The organism is Sphingomonas sp. CFBP 8760 (assembly GCF_014841615.1).
Taxonomy (GTDB): domain Bacteria; phylum Pseudomonadota; class Alphaproteobacteria; order Sphingomonadales; family Sphingomonadaceae; genus Sphingomonas.
On record NZ_JACYUG010000006.1, the window covers coordinates 54,544 to 74,695 of the forward strand.

The window sequence follows — 20,152 nt, forward strand, 5'->3', positions numbered from 1 at the left end:
ACGTCACCGGCGTTGGTCACAAATATGTAGCGGTCCGGATTTGTTGAGGATAGAAATGTGAACGTGTCTTCACAGTACTCCGCCTCCGCCCTGCTGTTCGCCGGCGTCGATTCCCTGCCGGTCGCCCTGACCAAGGCGGCGCCGACGGCCTCTGCGGTCGGCCCGCTGAAGGTCGGCATCGTCTGCAATCCCAAGAGCCATCTCAACCGTGGCGCGCAATATGCCGCGGGTGTCCCCGGTGCCGACAGCGTGATGGTCGCCGCGCCGCGCACCCGCACCGCGCTGGCGGAAACGCTGGCGACGTTCGCGGCGCGGCGAATCGATCTGCTGGTGATCGACGGTGGCGACGGCACGGTGCGCGATGTGCTGACCTGCGCCGAACATCTGTGGAAGGGCATCTGGCCCGATATCGTCGTCATCCCGTCCGGCAAGACGAACGCGCTGGCGATCGATCTCGGCATCCCCACCGGCTGGACGCTGGCCGACGCGCTGGCGGCGACGGCACAGGGCCGGCGGGTCGAGCGCCGCCCCGTGGAGGTCGCCCGCAGCGACGGGTCGCGGCCCCTGCGCGGTTTCCTGTTCGGGGCCGGTGCGTTCGTGAAGGCGACGGAACTGGCGCAGCACACCCACCGCGCCGGGGCGTTCAACGGCGTGGCGGTCGGGCTGGCGCTATGCTGGGCGGTCTTGCAGACGATGTTCGGCGGGGCAAACAGCACCTGGCGCAAGGGTAGCGCGATGGGCCTGCGCCTGCCCGGCGGTGGTGATCCGGACCAGCGCCCGCGTTATCTGTTGCTCGCCTCCGCGCTGCGCAGCCTGCCGCTGGGGCTGAAGCCGTTCGGGCGTCCGCGCGACGGCATGAAGCTGCTGGCGATCGATGCGCCGCCACGGCTGTTGCCGATCACCGCGCCGGCGCTGCTGGCGGGGTCTGAATCGCCATGGATGGCGCGGATGGGTTTCCATCACCTCGACGCCGCCTCGTTCGAGGTGACGCTGGATGACGGCTTCATCCTCGATGGCGAGCATTTCGACGGTGGCACGCTGTCGGTGCGCCAGGGGCCGGTTCTCTCCTTCGTCGTTCCGTGAGCGACGCGCTCGACGCGTATGTCGCGACCGCGCTCGACGCGCCCGTCGCCGGCCATGTCCGCGCGATCGCCGAACGACTGGCGACCGCCGGGGTCGCGGCGATCCTGTTCTATGGGTCCAACCTGCGAACCGGATCGACCGATGGGGTCCTCGACTTCTATGTGCTGACCGCCGGGCCGCCGGAGCGCGGGCTGTGGCCCCGCGTCGGTTACCGGGAGATCACGGTCGACGGGCAGACGCTGCGCGCCAAGATCGCGACGATGCGGCTGACCACCTTCGCACAGGCGGCGGGCGGCACGCTGGCCGATACGACGATCTGGACCCGCTTCGTGCAGCCCGCCGCGCTTGTCTGGGTCGCGGATGGCGCGACGCGCGCCACCGTCGTCACCGCCGTGGCGGCCGCGTCGGTCACCGCGGCCCGGTTCGCGGCGGCGCTGGGGCCGGAACGCGGCACCGCGGCCGATTACTGGCGCGCATTGTTCCGCCAGACCTATGCCGCCGAACTCCGGGTGGAAAAGCCGGGACGCGAGGAACAGATACTCGTCCACGGTGCCGGTCGGTACGAGGCTCTGCTGCCCCTCGCCTGGGAAGCGGCGGGCATCGCCTTCACCCAGAAGGGCGGCGATTACGTCCCGGTCCTGTCCGATCGTCCGGCGATCGGGGCGGCATGGCGCCGCCGCCGCCGGATGGGCAAGCCACTCAACCTGGTCCGCCTGATCCGCGCGGCCTGGACGTTCGAGGGGGCGGGCGAATATGGCGCATGGAAGGTGGAACGGCACACCGGCATCGCCGTGCCGATGACGCCGTGGCGGCGACGCCATCCGATCCTCGCCGCGCCCGGCGTGTTCTGGCGGATATGGCGGGCGCGACGATGACAGCGCCTTTCGCCGCGCTGATCCTTGCCGGATCGCGGGCCGGGGTCGTCGATCCCGTCGCCGCCTATGCCGGCGTGCCGCACAAGGCGATGATCCTGCTGCAGGGCACAACGCTGCTCGCGCGGGTCGCCGCCGCGTTGCGCGGGGCCGGGGCCGGGCGGATCGCGGTATCCGCCGATCACCCCGCCGTGCTGATCGAGGCGATGCGGCTGGGGCTGGAGGTCATCCCCCCCGCCGCCGGCCCCAGCGACAGCGTCGCGCGCGGGTTCGACGTGCTGGGCGCCCCGCTGCTCGTCACCACCGCCGACCATGCGCTACTGGAGCCGGCATGGGTGGCCCGCTTCATCGCCGATGCCCCCGCCGCCGATGTCGCCGCCCTGCTCGCCCGCCGGCCGGAAGTGGAGGCCGCGGCACCCGGCACGCGACGGACGTGGCTGCGCTTCGCCGACGGATCATGGTCGGGTTGCAACCTGTTCTGGCTGGCCACGCCACAGGCCGCCGCCGCGATCGGGCTGTGGCGCGAGGTGGAGGCGGATCGCAAGCGGCCGTGGCGGATCGTGCGTCGGCTCGGCCCCGGCCTGCTGTTCCGCTACCTGACCGGGCGGCTGACGCTGGCGACGGCCATCCGCCACCTCGGCCGGCGGGCCGGCATCGAGGCGGCCGTCGTGGCCACCCCGTTTGGCCTTGCCGCGGTCGATGTCGACAAGCCCGCCGATCTCGATCTCGTCCGCCAGCTCGTCGATCGACCCGGTCCATCCTCGCCCCATTCGTGCTAAGCGCCCGGCCATCCGCGATATCATGGGAGCGAACGGCGCGATGATGGCGAAGGCGATGGTCCTGATGCTCGGCGCGATCCTGCTCACGGCGTGCGACCGGCGCGCCAATTCGGGGCCGGTCGTGGTCAGCGCGATCGGCGATCCGCCCGCCTATCCGCCGCCGGGCACGGTGCCCGGCCTGCCCGCCCGCGTGCTGCTGGATGCCACCGCGCAGGGGCTGGTCCGCTTCGATGCCGGCGGGCAGATCGAACCCGGCCTTGCCGAACGCTGGACGGTGATGGACGACGGGGCCAGCTACATCTTTCGCCTGCGCGAAGCCTATTGGGCCAACGGCCGGCGGGTGACGGCGGAGGAGATCGTGCGCCTGCTGCGCCGTCGGCTGATCGCGACGGACAATCCCCTCGCCCCCTTCCTGACCGCCATCGACGAGATCGTGGTGATGACCCCGCAGGTGATCGAGATCCGCCTGAACCGGCCCCGCCCGGACCTGCTGAAGCTGTTCGCCCAGCCCGACATGACGCTGATCGCACGGTCGCCGCCATCGGGCAGCGGGCCGTTGCGGATCGTCCAGGCCGCGGCGGACGGGCGCGTCGCCGCCCGGCTGCGCCCCGCCTTCGATCCGGGTCAGGCCGATCCCGACGACCAGCGCGACCTGCGCCCCGAACAGGATGTCCGCCTGATCGGCGAGCGTGCCGCGCGCGCCATCGTCCGCTTCGCCCGGCGCGATTCGGATCTGGTCAGCGGCGGCACGCTGGCCGACTGGCCGCTGCTGGCCACGATCGATCTGCCGCGCACGTCGGTACGGCGTGACCCGGCGGCAGGGCTGTTCGGTCTGGCGATCGCGCGGCGCGACGGCTTTCTGGCCGATCCCGCCAACCGCACCGCGCTGTCCGCCGCGATCGATCGCGGCGCCATCGTCGCGGCGATCGCCCCCGGCTGGGAAGCGACCGACCGGTTGCTGCCCGAGGCGCTCGATTCGGCCGCGCCGCCGCAGGTGCCCGACTGGACCCTGCTGACCATCGGCCAGCGGCAGGCGGCGGCACGGGCGCGGGTCGCGGCCTTCTCGCCGGTGCCGGTACGGCTCGCCATCGCGCTGCCGCCGGGACCGGGAATGACGTTGCTATACGGGCAACTGGCGGCGGCGTGGCGGCGGATCGGCATCCTGCTCGACCGTGTCGGCCCGGACGAACCCGCCGACCTGCGCCTGATCGATACGATCGCCCCTTATGACAGTGCCCGCTGGTATCTCGCCACCGCGTGCATGGCCTGTGGCGAACAGGCGGCAGCGGCGCTGGAAGCGGCCCGGCTTGCCCCGACGATCACGGAGCGCGGCGTGCGCCTCGCCGCGGCGGATGCCGCGATGAATGCCGATGCCGGCTTCCTTCCGATCGCCCGTCCATTGCGCTGGTCGCTGGTCGCGAACCGGCTGAGCGCGTGGCAGGCCAATCCCCGTGCCTGGCATCCATTGAACCGGCTGCGTCCCGATCCCACCTGATTGTCCATGAAGACGACCGCGATGTTCGACCAGCTTCCCATCGACCGCGATGCCGCCGCGGTACGCCGCCGGGTCGAGGCGCTGGAGCATCTGCTGGAACGGACCTTCACCCTGCCCGGCATCAACCGTCAGTTCGGGCTGGATTTCCTGATCGGGCTGGTGCCCGTGGTCGGCGATGCCGCCGCGGCGCTGATGGGTACATGGCTGGTGTGGGAGGCGCGCAATCTCGGCATGTCGAAGTTCCAGATCGCGCGGATGATGGGCAATGTCGGATTCGACGCGCTGATCGGGCTGGTGCCGCTGGTGGGCGATGCCGCGGACTTCTTCTTCCGCTCCAACACCCGTAACCTGCGCATCATCCGCCGTCATCTCGACAAGCATCATCCCGGCACGGTGACGATCGCCGCCTGATCGTCACCGGCGCGCGCGCCAGATCCTGACCGACGCGCCGTCCGCCAGCCCGCCCTGATGCGCCGGGCAGCGGGCATGGCCGAACGCCTTGTCCAGGCACAGCCATACTTCGTCCAGCCAGCCCTGCCGGTCGGCCGTGATCCGCATCATCGCCGGTGTCACACCGGGATTGGCGGCGGCGATCGCCGTTGCCAGCCCCCCTGCCGTCAGCGGTCGCCGCGACAGCGCGTCCATGTCGGGATAGCGCAGCCGACGATAGAGCGTGGTCGACTGCCGGAAATAGCGTTGGGGCGTATAGCCGGCCATGCAGGTGCCATGCTTGGCCCATTCGTGTTGCAGCAACTGGGCGGATGGTGTCGCACACAGATTGGCGGCGACCACCGTGCGCGGCAGCAGCGGCGTCGCCTGGCAATATTGTGGCCATTCCTTGCCGATGCCATCGGGCCACAACCCGTGCAGCGTGAAGCCGAAGCGGTTGCCCGCCCCGCACTGGAACCGGGCGGCGGCACGGTCGCCATTCTCCCGGCAATATCGGGGTGCCCAGGTGATCGCCAGCGTATAGCCGCCGATCGGAACCACCCGTCGCGGCTGGCTGGCGGAGGGAAGGTCGGGCCGGGGCCGTGGCACCGTGGCGGGTGCGGTGCAGGTCAGCGCCTGGCCGTTCGCCACCGCCGGCGCCATCACGGCCAGCGCCGCGATCAGGATCGACGGCCGCCGCATCAGGCGAGCTCCTCCGGCACCGTCTCTGCGAACCACGCCCGTGCACCGGGCCGGAACAGCAGCACGATGCCGACGATCGCGAGCAGGGTCTGCGCCGTCGTGAGCACCCCGAACAGCCCCGGCGCCACCACGCCGCCCGCCACCTGGAACAGGAAACCGGCGATGTTGATCGCGGTCAGCACCACCAGCAGCCACAAGGCCACGCGGCTCGCCCGCCGCGTCGTCAGATACAGCAACAGGGCCGTGATCCCGATCACCACGACATTGACGACCGCCGCCAGCACCACGCCGCCGGTGGCCACCGCCTCGTCCCACCCGATGACCGCCAGCGCGATCGTCAGCAGGATCGATCCGGCATAGAGTTGCTCGCCCAGCTTCACCGATTTCGGCCGCATCGTCTTCCCCTTCTGGTCGGCGGGACGATAGTCGCTCCCTGCCATCGCGCAATCAGGTGGCGGTAAAATCCAGTCCGATATCCACCGCCGGCGCGGATTGGGTCAGCCGCCCGACGCTGACATAGGTGACGCCCGTCGCCGCGATCGCCGCAATCGTGTCGAGCCGCACGCCCCCGGACGCCTCGGTCGGTACCCGCCCGGCGACCAGCGTGACCGCATCCCGCAGCGTGGCGATATCCATGTTGTCGAGCAACAGGTGCGTCGCCCCGGCCGCCAGCGCCGGCTCGATCTGATCGATCCGGTCGACTTCGACGATGATCCGCGCGATCCCGGCACGCGCCGCCCGCGCCACCGCCTCACCGATCCCGCCTGCGACCGCGACATGATTGTCCTTGATCATCGCCGCATCCCACAGACCCATGCGGTGATTGTCGGCGCCGCCCATCCGCGTCGCATATTTCTCCAGCACGCGCAGGCCGGGAATGGTCTTGCGCGTGTCGAGCAAGGTCGCGCCCGTGCCCGCGATCGCATCGACATAGGATGCGGTCAGCGTGGCGACTCCGGACAGGTGCTGCACCGTATTGAGCGCGCACCGTTCCGCGGTCAGCATCCCCCGCGCCAGACCGGACAGGTGCAACAGGGGCGTCCCCGCCGCCACCCGGTCGCCATCGCGCACTGGCCGTTCGATCGTCACCGCCGGATCGAGCGCCCGGAAGAAGGCCGCCGCGATCGCCAGTCCCGCCACCGCCATCGGCTCGCGCGCGGCCATCACGCCGGTGAAGCGCGCCGCCGCCGGGATGACCGCCGCCGAGGTGACATCGCCACCATCCCCCAGATCCTCCGCCAGGGTGCGGGCCACGAACGCATCGAGATCGAAACCGGGAAGGGCGAAACCACCATGATCGGCAGTGCTGGCGGAAGAAGGCATGACGATATCCTGCATCGGATCGTTGGCGGGGCTGCCCGTATCGCAGCCCCGGAAGCGGTGGCGACATGGGCCGGGCGAGTGGCTGTCCCAGCTCGGCCGGCTTACCCGGGTGTCAGTCGCCCGTCACCTTGGCCGGACCCAGATCGCCCTGCCCCACCGTGCCGCCCGCCATCGCCAGCATCGCATCGAGGCTTTTCTTGGCGCCCAGTCGCAACCCTTCCTCCATCTCGATCCGCGGCTCCAGATCGCGGAGCGCCACGTACAGCTTCTCCATCGTGTTGAGCGCCATATACGGGCAGATGTTGCAGTTGCAGTTCCCGTCCGCCCCCGGCGCCCCGATGAAGCGCTTGTGCGGCATCGCCTTTTCCATCTGATGGATGATGTGCGGCTCGGTCGCCACGATCAGCGTGTCGCCCCGCATCGCACTGGCATATTCCAGGATGCCGCGCGTCGAGCCGACATAATCGGCATGATCGAGAATCACCGCCGGGCATTCGGGGTGCGCGGCGATCGGCGCGTCCGGATGCTGGGCGCGCAGCTTCAGCAATTCGGTTTCGGAAAACGCCTCGTGCACGATGCATACGCCGGGCCAGAGCAGCATGTCGCGACCGGTCTTGCGCGCCAGATAGCCGCCCAGATTGCGATCGGGGCCGAAGATGATCTTCTGGTCGAGCGGGATTTTGGCGAGGATCGCCTCCGCCGACGACGAGGTGACGATCACGTCGGACAGCGCCTTCACCTCGGCCGAGCAGTTGATGTACGTCAGCGCGATATGATCGGGATGCGCGGCCCGGAACGCGGCGAACTGATCGGGGGGGCAGCTGTCTTCCAGCGAGCAGCCGGCATCCATGTCGGGCAGGATCACGATCTTCTGCGGCGACAGGATCTTCGCCGTCTCCGCCATGAAGCGCACACCGCAGAACGCGATCACGTCCGCCTCGGTCGCCTGTGCCTTGCGGCTGAGATCGAGGCTGTCGCCGACGAAATCGGCAATGTCCTGCAATTCGGGCTTTTGGTAGTAATGCGCCAGAATTACCGCGTTGCGCTCCTTGCGGAGCCGATCGATCTCGCTGCGCAGGTCGATGCCCGATAGCTTGTCATGGTAAGTCATCAGCACGATGATGTAGGCTGCTGGCCGAAATCGTCCAGCTTTTCCGTATGGGCCGGATCGGGCCGGCACCGCTCGTTTCCAGAAGAATAGCAGGCGGTGCATATCTGCCACCATGGCGTTCGCCACCACTCGACGTCACACCCTCAGAGCGATAGCCAAACGCCGGTCCCGGAAGGCCGGCAAGATGGATGCTCCGCTCCCCATACGCAACGACCCCGTCGGATCGGTCCACGACCGACTCATCCGGCCGTTTGAGCAGGCGGCCCCTATACCATGTCCTCGAACCATCGTGGCGGCTCGGGGGTATGACCGGATGGCGACGCCCACGGCGGCGTCATCCGGTCCGAACGGGTCAATCTCAGCGAGTCGCCAGCGTGGTCGGGGCAAGACGCGCCATGCTACGCTCGGCGATGGCATGGGACGACAGGGCGACGCCGGAGGGCGTCAGCAGCGATACGTCGGGCCGATCCAGTACCTGCCGGTAGAGATCCTGTGCCGCCATGGTCCGCCCGGTCTGCTGATAGACCACGGCAAGGTTGAGCATCAGTTCGGGCCGGTGTGGGTAGATACGGCGCTCCGCCACCAGCGTCGCTTCAGCACCGTGAAGATCGCCCGCCGCGATCTGTTCGTGACCCAGACGGTCCCCGGCCAAGGCCGGTGTCGACACCATCGCCACCGCCAATGCGATCAAGGGCACACGCATCTTCCTGTCTCCTGTCAGCTACACCGTCTTGTCGATGTTTCAGTTTTGTGACGGGATGGTGTCACTTCCGTGACGGTCAGGCAAGCGGTTTGTTATGGTGAACGGAGGCGGTTCCGAGACGATGGCGACACAACGAAAAAGGGCGGCCCCGAAGGACCGCCCTTTCCTGTTCTACCGATCGGATCAGCGATCAGAAATCGTTGCGATACTGCTCGTTGCCGATGAAGCCGAGCTTGGTGATCGCAGAGCGCTTGATCTGCGCCAGCGTGCGATCCACCGCTTCGTAGCGCGCATCCGGTGCGGGCTGAAAGTGGAGTTCGGGCTCGGGATTCATGCTGGCGGACTGATCCAGATACTGCCGCAACGTGACCTCGGTCACCGGCGCACCGTTCCAGGCCACTTCACCAGCGGCATTGATCGTGATCTTGTTCTTTTCGGAATTCACCGGGTTGGGCTTGTTCTGCGAATTCTGGGGCAGATCGACCTTCACCGCATGAGTCTGGATCGGGATGGTGATGATAAACATGATGAGGAGAACGAGCAGGACGTCGATCAACGGCGTCATGTTCATTTCCATCATCGGATCACCGTCTTCTTTGCCGCCGCTCATTGCCATTGCATGCTACTCCTAAATACGTCCGAGCGATCGTCAGCGTTCAGAGGTGCCGCCGGGCGGCGGCTCGGAAATGAAGCCGACGCGGGCAAAGCCGGCGCGCTGCATGGTATAGATCGTGCCGCCGATGCACTTGTACGGCGTGTTTACGTCGCCGCGAATGTGCACCTCGGGCAGTTCGAGCCCCGCGGCGTTCACGCCACCCTGACGATCGATCTCGGCCCTCAGCTTGGCGACACCGCGATCGAGCAGCTCGGTCGAGGTGACGGGCGTGAGGTTCCAATACACCGCACAGCTGCCGTCGCCATTGGTCGTCACCGCCAGCGAGACGTTCTCGGGCTTGGTCTGGGTCGGATCGAATTTGACCTCGGGGAGCTTCAGAGGCACCGCCTGGACCGCGACGGTCGTCGTCACCAGGAAGATGATCAGGAGCACCAGCATGACGTCGACCAGCGGCGTCGTATTGATGTCCGATATCGATTTCTCGGTGGAGTCTCCACCAACGCTCATCGCCATATCGTGGCAATCCTATGCTTGATGATCGCCGGCGAACGCCGCCGGCGAGAGCGTGGGACCGCCGCGGCGGCCCCACGTCCGGTCGTCATACGCGGGTCTGAACGCCACCGGTCTGACCGGCGGTGGTCGTCGTCCCGGTCGTCTTCACCGGTGCAGCCTTGGCCGTGCCGACCGACGGCGCGGTCGGACGAACCGCACCGTTCGAGGCCAGGAAGCCCAGCACGTCGTTCGAGAAGGCCGACAGGTCCTCCGCGATCGCCTTGTTGCGACGCTGCAGCCAGTTGTACGACAGCACGGCCGGAACCGCGACGACGAGGCCGAGCGCGGTCATGATCAGCGCTTCGCCGACCGGACCGGCGACCTTGTCGATCGATGCCTGACCCGAGGCACCGATCTTCACGAGCGCGCGATAGATGCCGATAACCGTACCGAACAGGCCGATGAACGGCGAGACCGAACCGACCGTCGCGAGGAAGGCGAGACCGCCGCCCAGCTTCGAGTTGATCGCCGCTTCCGACCGCGCCAGCGAACCGTGCAGCCAGTCATGTGCCTCGACCGGATCGGTCAGCCGCGTGTGCTGCTCCTGTGCGGCCAGACCGTCGTCGACGACCTGCTTGTAGGCCGAGTTCTTTTCGAGCTTGGCCGAACCCTCGCGCAGCGAGTTGGACTGCCAGAAACCCTGACGGACGCGCTTGGCCTGGTTCATGATCTTCTGCTGTTCGAACAGCTTCGAGAACAGGATGTAGAACGACACGATCGACATCAGCACCAGGATCGCGAACACGGACTGCGAGATCAGCCCGCCTTCGCGAAGCGCGGCGGCAAGACCATAGGGGTTGGCATCTGCGCCTGCGGCCGCGCCGCCTGCGGCGAGAATGGTGGTGAACATGGTAGCGGGATCCTCTGGCTAAATCGGTAGAATATGGGGTGGTGACACGGCGCGCACGGCGCCGTGCGCATCACTGGGCAGGCATTTTCCACGTCACGCGGCGCGACGAACTCGACCGCATGGGATTGCCCGACTGATCGAGTGCCGGCGAGTAGCGGCCGCGGCGGGTGATCGCCTGGCACGCCGCCCGGTCGAGTGCGGCGGAACCGCTCGACGAGGTCACGCGGCAATTCTCCACACGACCCTGGGCGTTGATGTCCCAGGCGATTCCGGTGGTGCCTTCTTCCTCGGCACGCAGCGAACTCGGCGGATAATCGTCGGTGGAAATCCACTCGGCCGGGTTACCCTTCGCGCCGGCCGCCTTGCTGACCACCGGCGCGGGGGGCGCTGGCGGTGCTGGAGGCGCAGGCGGCGCCGGCGGCGCAGTAGGCTGCGACGGCGGGATGATCGACGACGTGTTGATCGGCGGCGCGGGCACCGGCGACGCGATGATCGGCGGCGGCACGACGACCGTGGTCGGCGGCGGCGGCAGGTTCGGCTGATCTGGCGGCGGCGGCGGCGGCTCGTCCGGCGGCGGCGGCGGCGGCGGCGGCTCGACGTCGAAGGTATTGAGATCAGTCGTCACCTTCTTCACGTACTGGTACGCGAGACCGGTGACGAAGGCGTAACCAAGCACGGCATGGATGAGCGCGACGATCACGATCGCGACCACCTTGCCACTGCTCATCTTCTGGTCAACGTAGGCCATTCAGCAACGACACTCCCAATTTCCGCACCGGAGGGCCGCCACAAATCGGACACGATGGTCCGTTTCGAAGGGGGCGTCCGGCAACAGCTGACCGAATTCCTAACGTCCGCTGCATCGCCACGCAAACGCTTTGTCAGCGCAACAAACGTACAGGCGTGCCAACGTTGGATAATTCTATGTCGTTTGGGGCTTTTTGCGGTAGCAGAGGGGGTATGGAAATCATGCGCCGCCTGCTGCTTTGCACCCTGCCCGCGATGGTCGGCATCGCGCCGCCCGCCTTCGCGACCGCCACACAATCGCCGGATTCACGCCCCGCTTCCGCCGCGGTCGACTCCGCCGGTCCCAGTGCCGGTCCGACCTATGCCGACCTGGTCGACCTGACGCTGGCCAGCCCGGTGATCGCCGACGCCACGATCCGGTCGACCACACGGATCAAGGGCGCGGAGGCGGCCGGCGTGGCGGCGGACCGCCAGCGCCTGTATGTGGAGGCGGACGTCACCGCGCTCGTCCGTGGCCAGGCGGGGCTGCCGCCCCGGATCGGCTATCTGCTCGATGCGCCCACCGATGAACGCGGCCGCGCGCCGAAGCTGAAGAAGGCGCGGGTGCTGTTGTTCGCGCGGCCGGTCGCCAATCTGGCCGGTCAAGTCCAGTTGTCCGCGCCCGATGCGATGCTGCCCTGGTCGCCGGCGATCGACGGCCAGGTCCGCGCCATCGCCCGCGCCGTGGTGGCGAACGATGCGCCGCCCGCGATCACCGGCATCGGCAATGCCTTCCACGTCCCCGGCGCGCTGCCGGGCGAAGGCGAGACGCAAATCTTCCTGATCGCGGCGGGCGGGCGGCCGGTATCGCTGTCGATCCTGCGCCGCCCCGGCGAACAGCCGCGCTGGGCGGTCGCGCTGAGCGAGATCGTCGACGAGGCCGCGGGGCCACCGGCAAGGGACACGCTGCTATGGTATCGGCTGGCCTGTGGCCTGCCCGCCGCCCTGCCCGATGCCGCGACGGCGCAGCTCGATCCGGCCAATGCCGCCATCGCGCGGGAGGATTACGGGTTCGTGCTTGCGCAGCTGGGCCCATGCGACCGCCGTCGTGGCGGCGCGGCGACGGTCAGCGCAGCCCTATGACCTGTCCGGTCACCGCCGGGGCCGACGCGAGATAGCCGACCGCGCCGGCGATGGCGGCGGTGTCGGTGGTGGCGCCCGGCGCCACCGCGTTGATCCGCATCGGCGCCCGTTCCAGCGCCAGTGCCGCCACCGCCGCACGGGCCAGTGCCAGTGCGGTCGCATCGCGGCCCGGCCGGATCACGACCACCGCCGAGTCGCCCGACAGGGCACGGATCAGTTCGACGGCGTCGTCGCCCGGTTCCAGCACGACCGGGGCCGGCACGGCATCCGCCGGGCCGGCGGCGGCGACGGTCATCGCCGGTGGCGGGTCAGGGTGATGCCGATCGATTCGCCCGCCTCCGCGATCGCCAGCTTGACGATCTTCACCGTCACCGCCAGCACGCGTTCATCCTGCAGGAACAGCGTGTCGCAGATATGCTCCGCCACCGCCTCGACCAAGGTGAAATGGACGCCGGCCGGCAACGCCGTGGAGGCGGCATGTTTCAGATCGAGATAATTCTTCGACGCGGACAACGGCGTATCCGGGGTGAACCGGTCGGGACACCGCATGTCCACCGTCAGCGAGATGCGCAGCGGCTGCGGCAGATGCGTCTCCTCGGAATAGATGCCGGTGAGGACGGGAGCCTCGATGTCATGGACTTCGAGCTGAAGGCGATCGGTCATGCCTCGCCCTCTACCAGACCGGCGGCGTCGCGAAACCCCATGACCCGGACTTGCGTTGCCGGCCATCCCCGCTACAGCGCCCGCGCCTTTCCGAGGATCGATCATGCTGACGGCCACCACGACGATCGCCCCGCTCCGCCCGGAGCATCTGCCCGTGGTGGAGGCATTGCTGGACCGCGCTTTCGGACCGGCCCGCCACGGTCGGACCGCCTATCTGGTGCGGGGCGCCGCGCAGGCGATCGGGGGGCTGGGTTTCGTTGCGCTCGACGGCGACCGGATGCCGATCGGGTCGATCCAGTGCTGGCCGATCGCGCTGGCCGGGGATGACGGCGTCGTCCATCCGCTGGTGATGCTGGGGCCGGTGGCGGTCGATCCGGATCGGCAGCAGGGCGGGATCGGCCGGCGGCTGACCGAGGCGGCGCTGGCGGCGGCGGCGACGCTGGGGCTGGACGAGGCGATGATGCTGATCGGCGACCCGGAATATTATGCGCGCTTCTTCGGCTTTTCGGCGGCGCGCACCGGGCGGTGGCGGCTGCCCGGCCCGGTCGAGCGGCACCGGTTGCTGGCGCGGGGCGAACGGGTGCCCGATGCCGCCGGGATGCTGGGACCACGATAGGCTTGGCGGCGAAGGCTTTACGGGGGCGGCTTCCCCGCCTACCGCCCGCATCATGCCGATGGAGCCGTTGCCCGATCTCGCCGCCCTCAGCCTGCCGGAGATCGTCCGGCTGGTCGAGCAACGCCGGCTGCCGCCGGTCGACCAGTGGAATCCGGCGCATTGCGGCGACAGCGAGATGCGGATCGCGCGCGACGGCACCTGGTTCCATCAGGGCTCGCCGATCGGCCGCCCGGCGATGGTGCGGCTGTTCTCCACCGTGCTGCGGCGCGAACCCGATGGCGGTCACGTGCTGGTCACCCCGATCGAGAAGCTGGCGATCGAGGTAGAGGACGCGCCGTTCGTGGCCACCGCGATGAAGGTGGAGGGCACGGGCAACGCGATGCGCCTGGCCTTCCAGCTCAACACCGGCGACCTCGTCACCGCCGGGGAGGCCCACCCCCTGCGATTCGCGGGGGAGGCCGACGCCCCCCGCCCCTATCTGCACGTGCGCGGCGGGCTGGAGGCGCTGGTCGCCCGCCCGGTCTATTACGAACTGGCCGATCTGGCGCTGGCCGGCGACGGGCCGGTGCCGGGGGTGTGGAGCGACGGCGTCTTCTTTCCCGTCGCGGCGGCATGACGCTGGTCGAGCGGCTGGGGGCGGCGCTGACGCGGCCGCCGTCTGGTGACCTGACCACGGGCGACTTCGCCGATCTGGCGGGCGAACCGGCGGGGCCGTGGACCGCGGCGGCGGTGCTGGTGGCGATCACCGACCGTGCCGATCCCGGCGTCATCCTGACCCAGCGCACCGACACGCTCCGCCACCATGCCGGGCAGGTCGCCTTTCCCGGCGGCCGGGTCGATCCCGGCGAGAGCGCGGTCGATGCGGCGTTGCGCGAGGCGGAGGAGGAGATCGCCCTGCCCCGCGCCGCGGTGACGCTGGTCGGTGCGGTCGATCGCTATCGCACCGGGTCCGGGTTCGAGATCACGCCCGTGCTGGGGGTGATCCCGCCCGACCTGCCGCTGGTCCCCGCCGAGGCGGAGGTGGCCAGCGTGTTCGAGGTGCCGCTCGGCTTCCTGCTCGACCCCCGTCATCACCACCCCGGCCGCGGCGTGTGGCGGGGCGAGGAACGGCAGTTCGTCGAGATACCCTGGCAGGGCCGGCGTATCTGGGGGGCGACCGCGGCGATGCTGGTCAACCTGTCGCGGCGGCTGGCATGGGCCTGATCCTGCCCGACGCCGCGTGGCGGCATCGCGAAGGGCTGGCGGCGCTGGCGGCGGCGCTGGGTGCTGAATCGGGAGAGGCGCGGTTCGTGGGCGGCGCGGTGCGCGATACGCTGTTGGGGCTGGATGTCGCCGATGTCGACATCGCCACCCGCCATCCCCCCGAAGAAGTGCTGGCGCGGCTGCGCGCGGCGGCGATCCGGGCGGTGCCGACCGGGCTGGCTCATGGCACCATCACCGCGGTGCTGCCCGACGGCCCGGTCGAGGTGACGACGCTGCGACGCGACGTCGCCACCGATGGCCGTCATGCCGAAGTCGCCTTCACCGACGACTGGCGCGAGGATGCCGCCCGCCGCGATTTCACGATGAACGCGCTCTACGCCGATCCCGTGACCGGCCGGATCGACGATTATTTCGGCGGGCTGGCCGATCTGACGGCCGGTCGCGTGCGCTTCATCGGCTCCGCGTTGCAGCGGATCGCCGAGGATCACCTGCGCATCCTGCGCTTCTTCCGTTTCCACGCCCGGTTCGGCACCGCGATCGATGCCGAGGGGCTGGACGCCTGCACCGCGCGCGCCAACGACCTGATGGCCCTGTCGCGCGAACGGATCGCGAGCGAACTGCTGAAACTGCTCGTCGCGCCGGGTGCGGTGGCGGTGATCGCGCTGATGGTCGAGCGCGGCATCCTGGCGGCGGTGCTGCCGGAGATCGACCGCGCGGGGGCGGACCGGCTGGCGGCACTGGCGGCACGGGAAGCGGCAGCGGGCATCACCGCCGATCCGATTCGCCGACTCGCCGCGCTGGTGCCGCCGGCGGCGGCGGAGCCGGTCGGGGCGCGGCTGAAACTGTCCAACGCGCATCGCAAGCGGCTGATCGCCGCGACCGCGGGTTCCGGGGACGAGGGGCCGCACGCGCTCGCCTATCGGCATGGCGTGGAAGGGGCGGTCGACCGGCTGTTGCTGGCGGGAGGCGATCCGGCACCGATCCTCGGATGGACGCCGCCGCGATTGCCGATCGGCGGAGGGGCGCTGGTCGCGCGCGGGCTGGGCCGGGGGCCGGACGTGGCGGCGGCGCTGCGCGCGGTCGAGACGCGCTGGATCGCGGAGGGTTTCCCCGACGATCAGCGGGTCGCGGTGATCGCCGACGAGATCGCCGGCGTGGTAAACGGACGCGACGCCCGCAGCATCGCGAACGCCGCGTCGGATTCCAGCGGCCGGGCGTAGAAATAACCCTGCCCCTTGGTGCAGCCCAGCGCGGCCAGCGTCTGGCTGAGTTCGATCGTCTCCACCCCTTCGGCGGTGGTCTGCATACCCAGCGCCTGCGCCAGCGACAGGATCGCCCGCACGATCGCCACCTTGTCGCGATCGGCCAGCATCCCGGTCACGAACGAACGGTCGATCTTCAGGATATCGATCGGCAGGCCCTGCAGATAGGCGAGGTTCGAATAGCCGGTGCCGAAATCGTCCATCGCCAGCCTGCAGCCCAGCGCCTTCAGCGCGTGCATCGTCTGGGCGACGCGATCGGGATCGGAGACGATCGCGCTTTCGGTGAGTTCCAGCAAGAACCGGTCGCCGGTCAGGCCATGGCGGCGCAGCGCATCGCCCACCACGGGGGCGACGATATCGCGCTGCATCTGGATCGCCGACAGGTTCACCGCCACCCGCGCGCCGCAATGCCCGCCCGACCGCCGGTCCCAGTCGGCCAGCGTCCGTGCCGCCTCGTCGATCGCCCAGCGGCCGAGGGGGACGATCAGTCCCGATTCTTCCGCGACCGGGATGAACGACACCGGGCTGTGTTCGGTACCGTCCACATCGGTCCAGCGGGCCAGCGCCTCGAACGAGGCGATCGCCCCGGTCGCCAGATCGCAGATCGGTTGATAGGCGAGGCGCAGCCGGCGTTGCTCGATCGCGTGGCGCAGCGCGGTTTCCATCGCGAACTGGCTGCGTGCCTCGGCGAAGATATGGTTCTGATGGGTTTCGATCCGGCCGGTCCCCTTGCACCGCTTGGTCGCGAGCTGGGCGTGGCGGATCAGGTCGTCGGGGTCGTCGCTGTCCGCACCGAAGGCGATGCCGACCGCACAGTCGACGCTGATCTCCAGATCGGTCAGCCGGAACGGCGCGCTGAGCGTGCGCCGGATGCGCTCGCCCAGTTCGGCCGCTTCGTCCCGTGATTCGTCGATCGTCAGCAGGATGCCGAATTCATCGCCGCCGATCCGGGCCAGCGTATCGCGCGCCCGCAACGCGCCCTTCATCCGGCGGGCGACGGTGATGAGCAATTCGTCGCCGGCGAGGCTGCCGAGGCAGGCGTTGATCCGTCCGAACCGGGCCAGATCGACCACGAGGACGGCATAGCGTGCCCGGTCGTCGGACACCGCCTCGACCAGATCGCCGAACCCTTCGCGGTTGGGCAGGCCGGTCAGGCTGTCGCTGGTCATCTCGCGCCGCAGGCTGCGTTCGGTATGATGCTGCGAGGTCTGGTCGATCAGGGTGAGCAGGAAGTTGCTGCGTTCGACCGGCGAGCCACGGGCGATCGTGATGCGGTAATAGCGACAGTCTATCGCGTCGCCCATTTGCCAGTCGAAATCGCAGTGCAGCCGGTTCGACCAGGTCAGCCGGTCGAGATGCGGCAGCAGCGCGGCCATCATCGTCGGTCCCGCCGCCGCCATGTCCAGCCCCGCCGCCCGGCAGGCGCGGTTGGCCGCGGTGATCGTCCAGCCCCCCACATCGTCGCCGCGCGACAGTTCGAGCACCGGCACCGGCATCAGATCGAGGCAGGATGCCGCCCATGCCAGCGGCATACCCGGCGGGACGGGATCGTCGATGGGGGCGCTGGCCATGACCCCGTCCTAACGGCCGGTGGTTAAGATGCCCTGAAACCCCGCGTCACCCCGTCATGCGAATCGATTGTCGCGGGGAAAGCCAGTGGGCGGCATCCGCCCTGCCGCCCCGCGCGCGGTGCGCCATGCCGACAGATCGGTTTCGGTCCGCACCCGGCCCGTTTCCCCCTTCATCGTCCAGCTAAGTCCCTCCGCGAACACGAAAGTCTTGGCATCCGACAGGCCGCCGTCGCGGAACCGCTGCAACTGCAACCCCTGCCCCCGCGTCATCTCGACCAGTTCGGCGAGCGGGAAGACCAGCATCTTGCGGTTATCGCCGATCGCCGCGACATAATCGTCGCCCGGCGCGACCGCGCGCACGATCTTCAGCAGCGCGCCGGCGCGCGGGGTCATCACCGCCTTGCCCTTGCGCGTCTCCGCGATCGTCTCCGCCACGGGCACGATGAAGCCGCGCCCGTCGCTGGCGGCGAGCAGCAACCGCTGCTGGCGCGACGCGGGCACGAACGCGACGACGCGGACATTGCCGTCGAGGTCGATCATCGCGCGCACCGGTTCGCCGAAGCCCCGCCCGCCAGGCAGCTTGTCGGCGGCCAGCGTGAAGAACCGGCCATTCTCCGCCGCCAGCAGCAGTTTGTCGGTAGTCTGCGCGTGGAAGGCGAAGGCGGGGCCGTCGCCCTCCTTGAACTTCAGCGTATCGGCGGCGGTCAGATCGGAATGGCCGCGCATCGCCCTGATCCAGCCGCGCTGCGACAGGATGACGGTGATCGGCTCGCGCTCGATCATCGCCTCCAGCGGGATGTCGCGGGTGGGCGCCGCCTCCTCGATCGTGGTGCGGCGCTTGCCGAGGGGCGTTTCGGGACCATAGCGGTCGCGGACCTTGCGCAGGTCGCGCTTCATCCGCGTTTTCTGCTTGGCGGGGCTGTCGATCAGCGCGGTCAGGTCGGCGCGTTCCTTGTCGAGGCCGTCGCGCTCCTTCCTGATCTGGAACTCCTCCAGCCGCCGCAGGCTGCGCAGCCGCATGTTCAGGATCGCCTCCGCCTGCCGGTCGTTCAGCGCGAACTCGTCGATCATCACCGCCTTGGGCTCGTCCTCCGTCCGGATGATCTCGATGACGCTATCGAGATTGAGATAGGCGATCAGATAGCCGTCGAGCAGGTCGATCCGGTCGGCGATCTTCGCCAGCCGATGGCGGGTGCGGCGGTCGAGGACGATGAACTGATGCTCGACCCAGGCATATAGCGCATCGCGCAGGCCCATCACCCGCGGCGTGCGGGCATGGTCGAGCACGTTCAGGTTGAGCGGCACGCGGGTTTCGAGATCGGTCAGACGGAACAGCCCGTCCATCATCACCTGCGCATCGACGGTGCGCGACCGCGGTTCGAGGACGATGCGGACCTCCGCGTCGGATTCGTCGCGCACATCGGCCAGGATCGGCAGCTTGCGATCGTTGATGAGCGCGGCGATCTGTTCGATCAGCTTGCCCTTCTGCACGCCGTACGGAATCTCGGCGATCACCGCCTGCCAGCCGCCGCCCTTTTCCCGCTCGATGCTCCAGCGCGCGCGCACCCGGAAACTGCCGCGCCCGGTGCGATAGGATTCGGCGATCACCGCGGGCGGATCGACGACGAGACCGCCGGTCGGGAAATCGGGGCCGGTGATGTGATCCAGCACGTTGGCGGCGGCATCGTCGACCAAGGCGATCGCGGCATCCAGCAGTTCGGCGGCGTTGTGCGGCGGGATCGAGGTGGCCATGCCGACCGCGATGCCGGCGGCGCCATTGGCCAGCAGGTTGGGGAACAGGCCGGGGAACAGTTCCGGTTCCTGCTCCTCGCCATTATAGGTCGGGCGGTACCCGACCGCATCCTCGTCCAGCCCGTCCATCAGGTCGATCGCGACCTGCGTCAGCCGCGCCTCGGTATAGCGGTAGGCGGCGGCGTTATCGCCATCGATGTTGCCGAAATTGCCCTGCCCGTCGACCAGGGGATAGCGCAGCGCGAAATCCTGCGCGAGGCGGACCATCGCGTCGTAGACGGACTGGTCGCCATGCGGGTGGTATTTGCCGATCACGTCGCCGACGACGCGGGCGCATTTCTTGTACCCCGAGGCCGGGTCCAGTTTCAGCAGCCGCATCGCCCAGAGCAGGCGGCGATGCACGGGTTTCAGCCCGTCGCGCACATCGGGCAGCGAGCGGGCGGTGATCGTCGACAACGCATAGACGAGGTAACGCTCCGACAGGGCACTGTCGAAGGGAGCGTCGAAGATGCCGATCGGCGTGTCGGGGCCGGTGAGTTCGGTCGCCATATGTTCCGCTTTCATAGCAGCAACCGCCGCCGCGGCAAGCCCGGCGGACGCGGTGGAAAGTCACACCCGGCAGGCGTGGAAAGTCACGAACGTCGCATCCTACAGGGGGTGCGGGCCAGCGGGGTGCGTGCGCCGCCATGCCCCCGGTCGGG

23 protein-coding genes are annotated in these 20,152 nt (G+C 69.0%); 10 read left to right on the top strand and 13 right to left on the bottom strand.

The features are described from left to right. Positions 1–57: 57 nt before the first annotated feature. Genes IFT82_RS09695 through IFT82_RS09715 form a run of 5 tightly spaced genes read left to right on the top strand, consistent with a single transcriptional unit; the run spans position 58 to position 4,640 of the window. Positions 58–1,083 carry a diacylglycerol kinase family protein gene (locus IFT82_RS09695; RefSeq protein WP_192126154.1) on the top strand — a complete coding sequence of 342 codons (1,026 nt, stop codon included), beginning with the start codon at positions 58–60 and terminating at the stop codon, positions 1,081–1,083. Further along, on the top strand, positions 1,080–1,958 hold the full coding sequence (locus IFT82_RS09700) for a hypothetical protein (RefSeq protein WP_192126156.1): 879 nt from the start codon (positions 1,080–1,082) through the stop codon (positions 1,956–1,958). The genes IFT82_RS09695 and IFT82_RS09700 overlap by 4 nt, the downstream gene beginning before the upstream one ends. After that, positions 1,955–2,734, top strand: a complete 780-nt coding sequence (locus IFT82_RS09705) for an NTP transferase domain-containing protein (RefSeq protein WP_192126158.1) — start codon at positions 1,955–1,957, stop codon at positions 2,732–2,734. Before IFT82_RS09700 ends, IFT82_RS09705 begins: the two co-directional genes overlap by 4 nt. Positions 2,735–2,756: 22 nt before the next feature. After that, positions 2,757–4,229: an ABC transporter substrate-binding protein gene (locus IFT82_RS09710; protein ID WP_244646646.1), complete on the top strand. Its 1,473-nt coding sequence runs from the start codon at positions 2,757–2,759 to the stop codon at positions 4,227–4,229. Between the two features lie 6 nt (positions 4,230–4,235). Continuing rightward, complete coding sequence (locus IFT82_RS09715) at positions 4,236–4,640, top strand: DUF4112 domain-containing protein (RefSeq protein WP_192126160.1); 405 nt, start codon at positions 4,236–4,238, stop codon at positions 4,638–4,640. A 3-nt stretch (positions 4,641–4,643) separates the two neighbouring features. Here IFT82_RS09715 and IFT82_RS09720 read toward each other — a convergent pair whose 3' ends face one another. From IFT82_RS09720 to IFT82_RS09760, 9 genes are all read right to left on the bottom strand, one after another. Next, positions 4,644–5,360 (bottom strand): ribonuclease T2 family protein, encoded by a 717-nt coding sequence (locus IFT82_RS09720; RefSeq protein WP_192126162.1) that lies wholly within the window; start codon positions 5,358–5,360, stop codon positions 4,644–4,646. Beyond that, on the bottom strand, positions 5,360–5,800 hold the full coding sequence (locus IFT82_RS09725; protein WP_192126163.1) for a hypothetical protein: 441 nt from the start codon (positions 5,798–5,800) through the stop codon (positions 5,360–5,362). Before IFT82_RS09725 ends, IFT82_RS09720 begins: the two co-directional genes overlap by 1 nt. A gap of 7 nt (positions 5,801–5,807) precedes the next feature. Next, positions 5,808–6,683: a carboxylating nicotinate-nucleotide diphosphorylase gene (gene nadC / locus IFT82_RS09730; protein ID WP_192126165.1), complete on the bottom strand. Its 876-nt coding sequence runs from the start codon at positions 6,681–6,683 to the stop codon at positions 5,808–5,810. Between the two features lie 112 nt (positions 6,684–6,795). Next, entirely contained in the window at positions 6,796–7,794 is a 999-nt protein-coding gene (gene nadA / locus IFT82_RS09735) for a quinolinate synthase NadA (RefSeq protein ID WP_192126167.1), read from the bottom strand. 358 nt (positions 7,795–8,152) lie between these two features. Then, the gene (locus tag IFT82_RS09740; protein WP_192126169.1) at positions 8,153–8,497 is read right to left on the bottom strand and encodes a tetratricopeptide repeat protein; all 345 of its coding nucleotides are present in this window, start codon (positions 8,495–8,497) and stop codon (positions 8,153–8,155) included. A 190-nt stretch (positions 8,498–8,687) separates the two neighbouring features. Beyond that, positions 8,688–9,113 carry an ExbD/TolR family protein gene (locus tag IFT82_RS09745; RefSeq protein ID WP_192126171.1) on the bottom strand — a complete coding sequence of 142 codons (426 nt, stop codon included), beginning with the start codon at positions 9,111–9,113 and terminating at the stop codon, positions 8,688–8,690. Between the two features lie 33 nt (positions 9,114–9,146). Next, positions 9,147–9,626 (bottom strand): ExbD/TolR family protein, encoded by a 480-nt coding sequence (locus IFT82_RS09750; RefSeq protein ID WP_192126173.1) that lies wholly within the window; start codon positions 9,624–9,626, stop codon positions 9,147–9,149. An 85-nt stretch (positions 9,627–9,711) separates the two neighbouring features. After that, complete coding sequence (locus tag IFT82_RS09755) at positions 9,712–10,515, bottom strand: MotA/TolQ/ExbB proton channel family protein (protein WP_192126175.1); 804 nt, start codon at positions 10,513–10,515, stop codon at positions 9,712–9,714. 70 nt (positions 10,516–10,585) lie between these two features. Beyond that, entirely contained in the window at positions 10,586–11,263 is a 678-nt protein-coding gene (locus tag IFT82_RS09760) for an energy transducer TonB (protein ID WP_192126177.1), read from the bottom strand. A gap of 221 nt (positions 11,264–11,484) precedes the next feature. Between IFT82_RS09760 and IFT82_RS09765 the strand changes: the two genes are divergently transcribed. After that, positions 11,485–12,384 carry a hypothetical protein gene (locus tag IFT82_RS09765; protein ID WP_244646647.1) on the top strand — a complete coding sequence of 300 codons (900 nt, stop codon included), beginning with the start codon at positions 11,485–11,487 and terminating at the stop codon, positions 12,382–12,384. Here IFT82_RS09765 and IFT82_RS09770 read toward each other — a convergent pair. After that, positions 12,368–12,679, bottom strand: coding sequence for a Rossmann fold domain-containing protein (locus IFT82_RS09770; RefSeq protein WP_192126179.1), 312 nt, complete (start codon positions 12,677–12,679; stop codon positions 12,368–12,370). The two genes, IFT82_RS09765 and IFT82_RS09770, sit on opposite strands and share 17 nt — an antisense overlap. Next, on the bottom strand, positions 12,676–13,047 hold the full coding sequence (locus IFT82_RS09775; protein ID WP_192126181.1) for a dihydroneopterin aldolase: 372 nt from the start codon (positions 13,045–13,047) through the stop codon (positions 12,676–12,678). Before IFT82_RS09775 ends, IFT82_RS09770 begins: the two co-directional genes overlap by 4 nt. Positions 13,048–13,150: 103 nt before the next feature. Between IFT82_RS09775 and IFT82_RS09780 the strand changes: the two genes are divergently transcribed. The 4 genes from IFT82_RS09780 to IFT82_RS09795 are packed head-to-tail and all read left to right on the top strand — an operon-like array spanning position 13,151 to position 16,086. Beyond that, complete coding sequence (locus IFT82_RS09780; protein ID WP_192126183.1) at positions 13,151–13,663, top strand: GNAT family N-acetyltransferase; 513 nt, start codon at positions 13,151–13,153, stop codon at positions 13,661–13,663. Between the two features lie 52 nt (positions 13,664–13,715). Beyond that, on the top strand, positions 13,716–14,279 hold the full coding sequence (locus tag IFT82_RS09785) for a DUF1285 domain-containing protein (RefSeq protein ID WP_192126185.1): 564 nt from the start codon (positions 13,716–13,718) through the stop codon (positions 14,277–14,279). Then, on the top strand, positions 14,276–14,866 hold the full coding sequence (locus IFT82_RS09790) for a CoA pyrophosphatase (RefSeq protein WP_192126187.1): 591 nt from the start codon (positions 14,276–14,278) through the stop codon (positions 14,864–14,866). The genes IFT82_RS09785 and IFT82_RS09790 overlap by 4 nt, the downstream gene beginning before the upstream one ends. Then, entirely contained in the window at positions 14,857–16,086 is a 1,230-nt protein-coding gene (locus IFT82_RS09795) for a CCA tRNA nucleotidyltransferase (protein WP_192126189.1), read from the top strand. The genes IFT82_RS09790 and IFT82_RS09795 overlap by 10 nt, the downstream gene beginning before the upstream one ends. On the opposite strand, the gene IFT82_RS09800 is transcribed toward IFT82_RS09795, so the two are convergent. Together IFT82_RS09800 and parC are read right to left on the bottom strand one after the other, a co-directional pair. Further along, positions 15,984–17,660: a putative bifunctional diguanylate cyclase/phosphodiesterase gene (locus tag IFT82_RS09800; protein WP_446740958.1), complete on the bottom strand. Its 1,677-nt coding sequence runs from the start codon at positions 17,658–17,660 to the stop codon at positions 15,984–15,986. The genes IFT82_RS09795 and IFT82_RS09800 overlap by 103 nt on opposite strands. A 93-nt stretch (positions 17,661–17,753) precedes the next feature. Beyond that, positions 17,754–20,000: a DNA topoisomerase IV subunit A gene (parC, locus tag IFT82_RS09805; RefSeq protein ID WP_192126193.1), complete on the bottom strand. Its 2,247-nt coding sequence runs from the start codon at positions 19,998–20,000 to the stop codon at positions 17,754–17,756. Between the last annotated feature and the right edge of the window lie 152 nt (positions 20,001–20,152).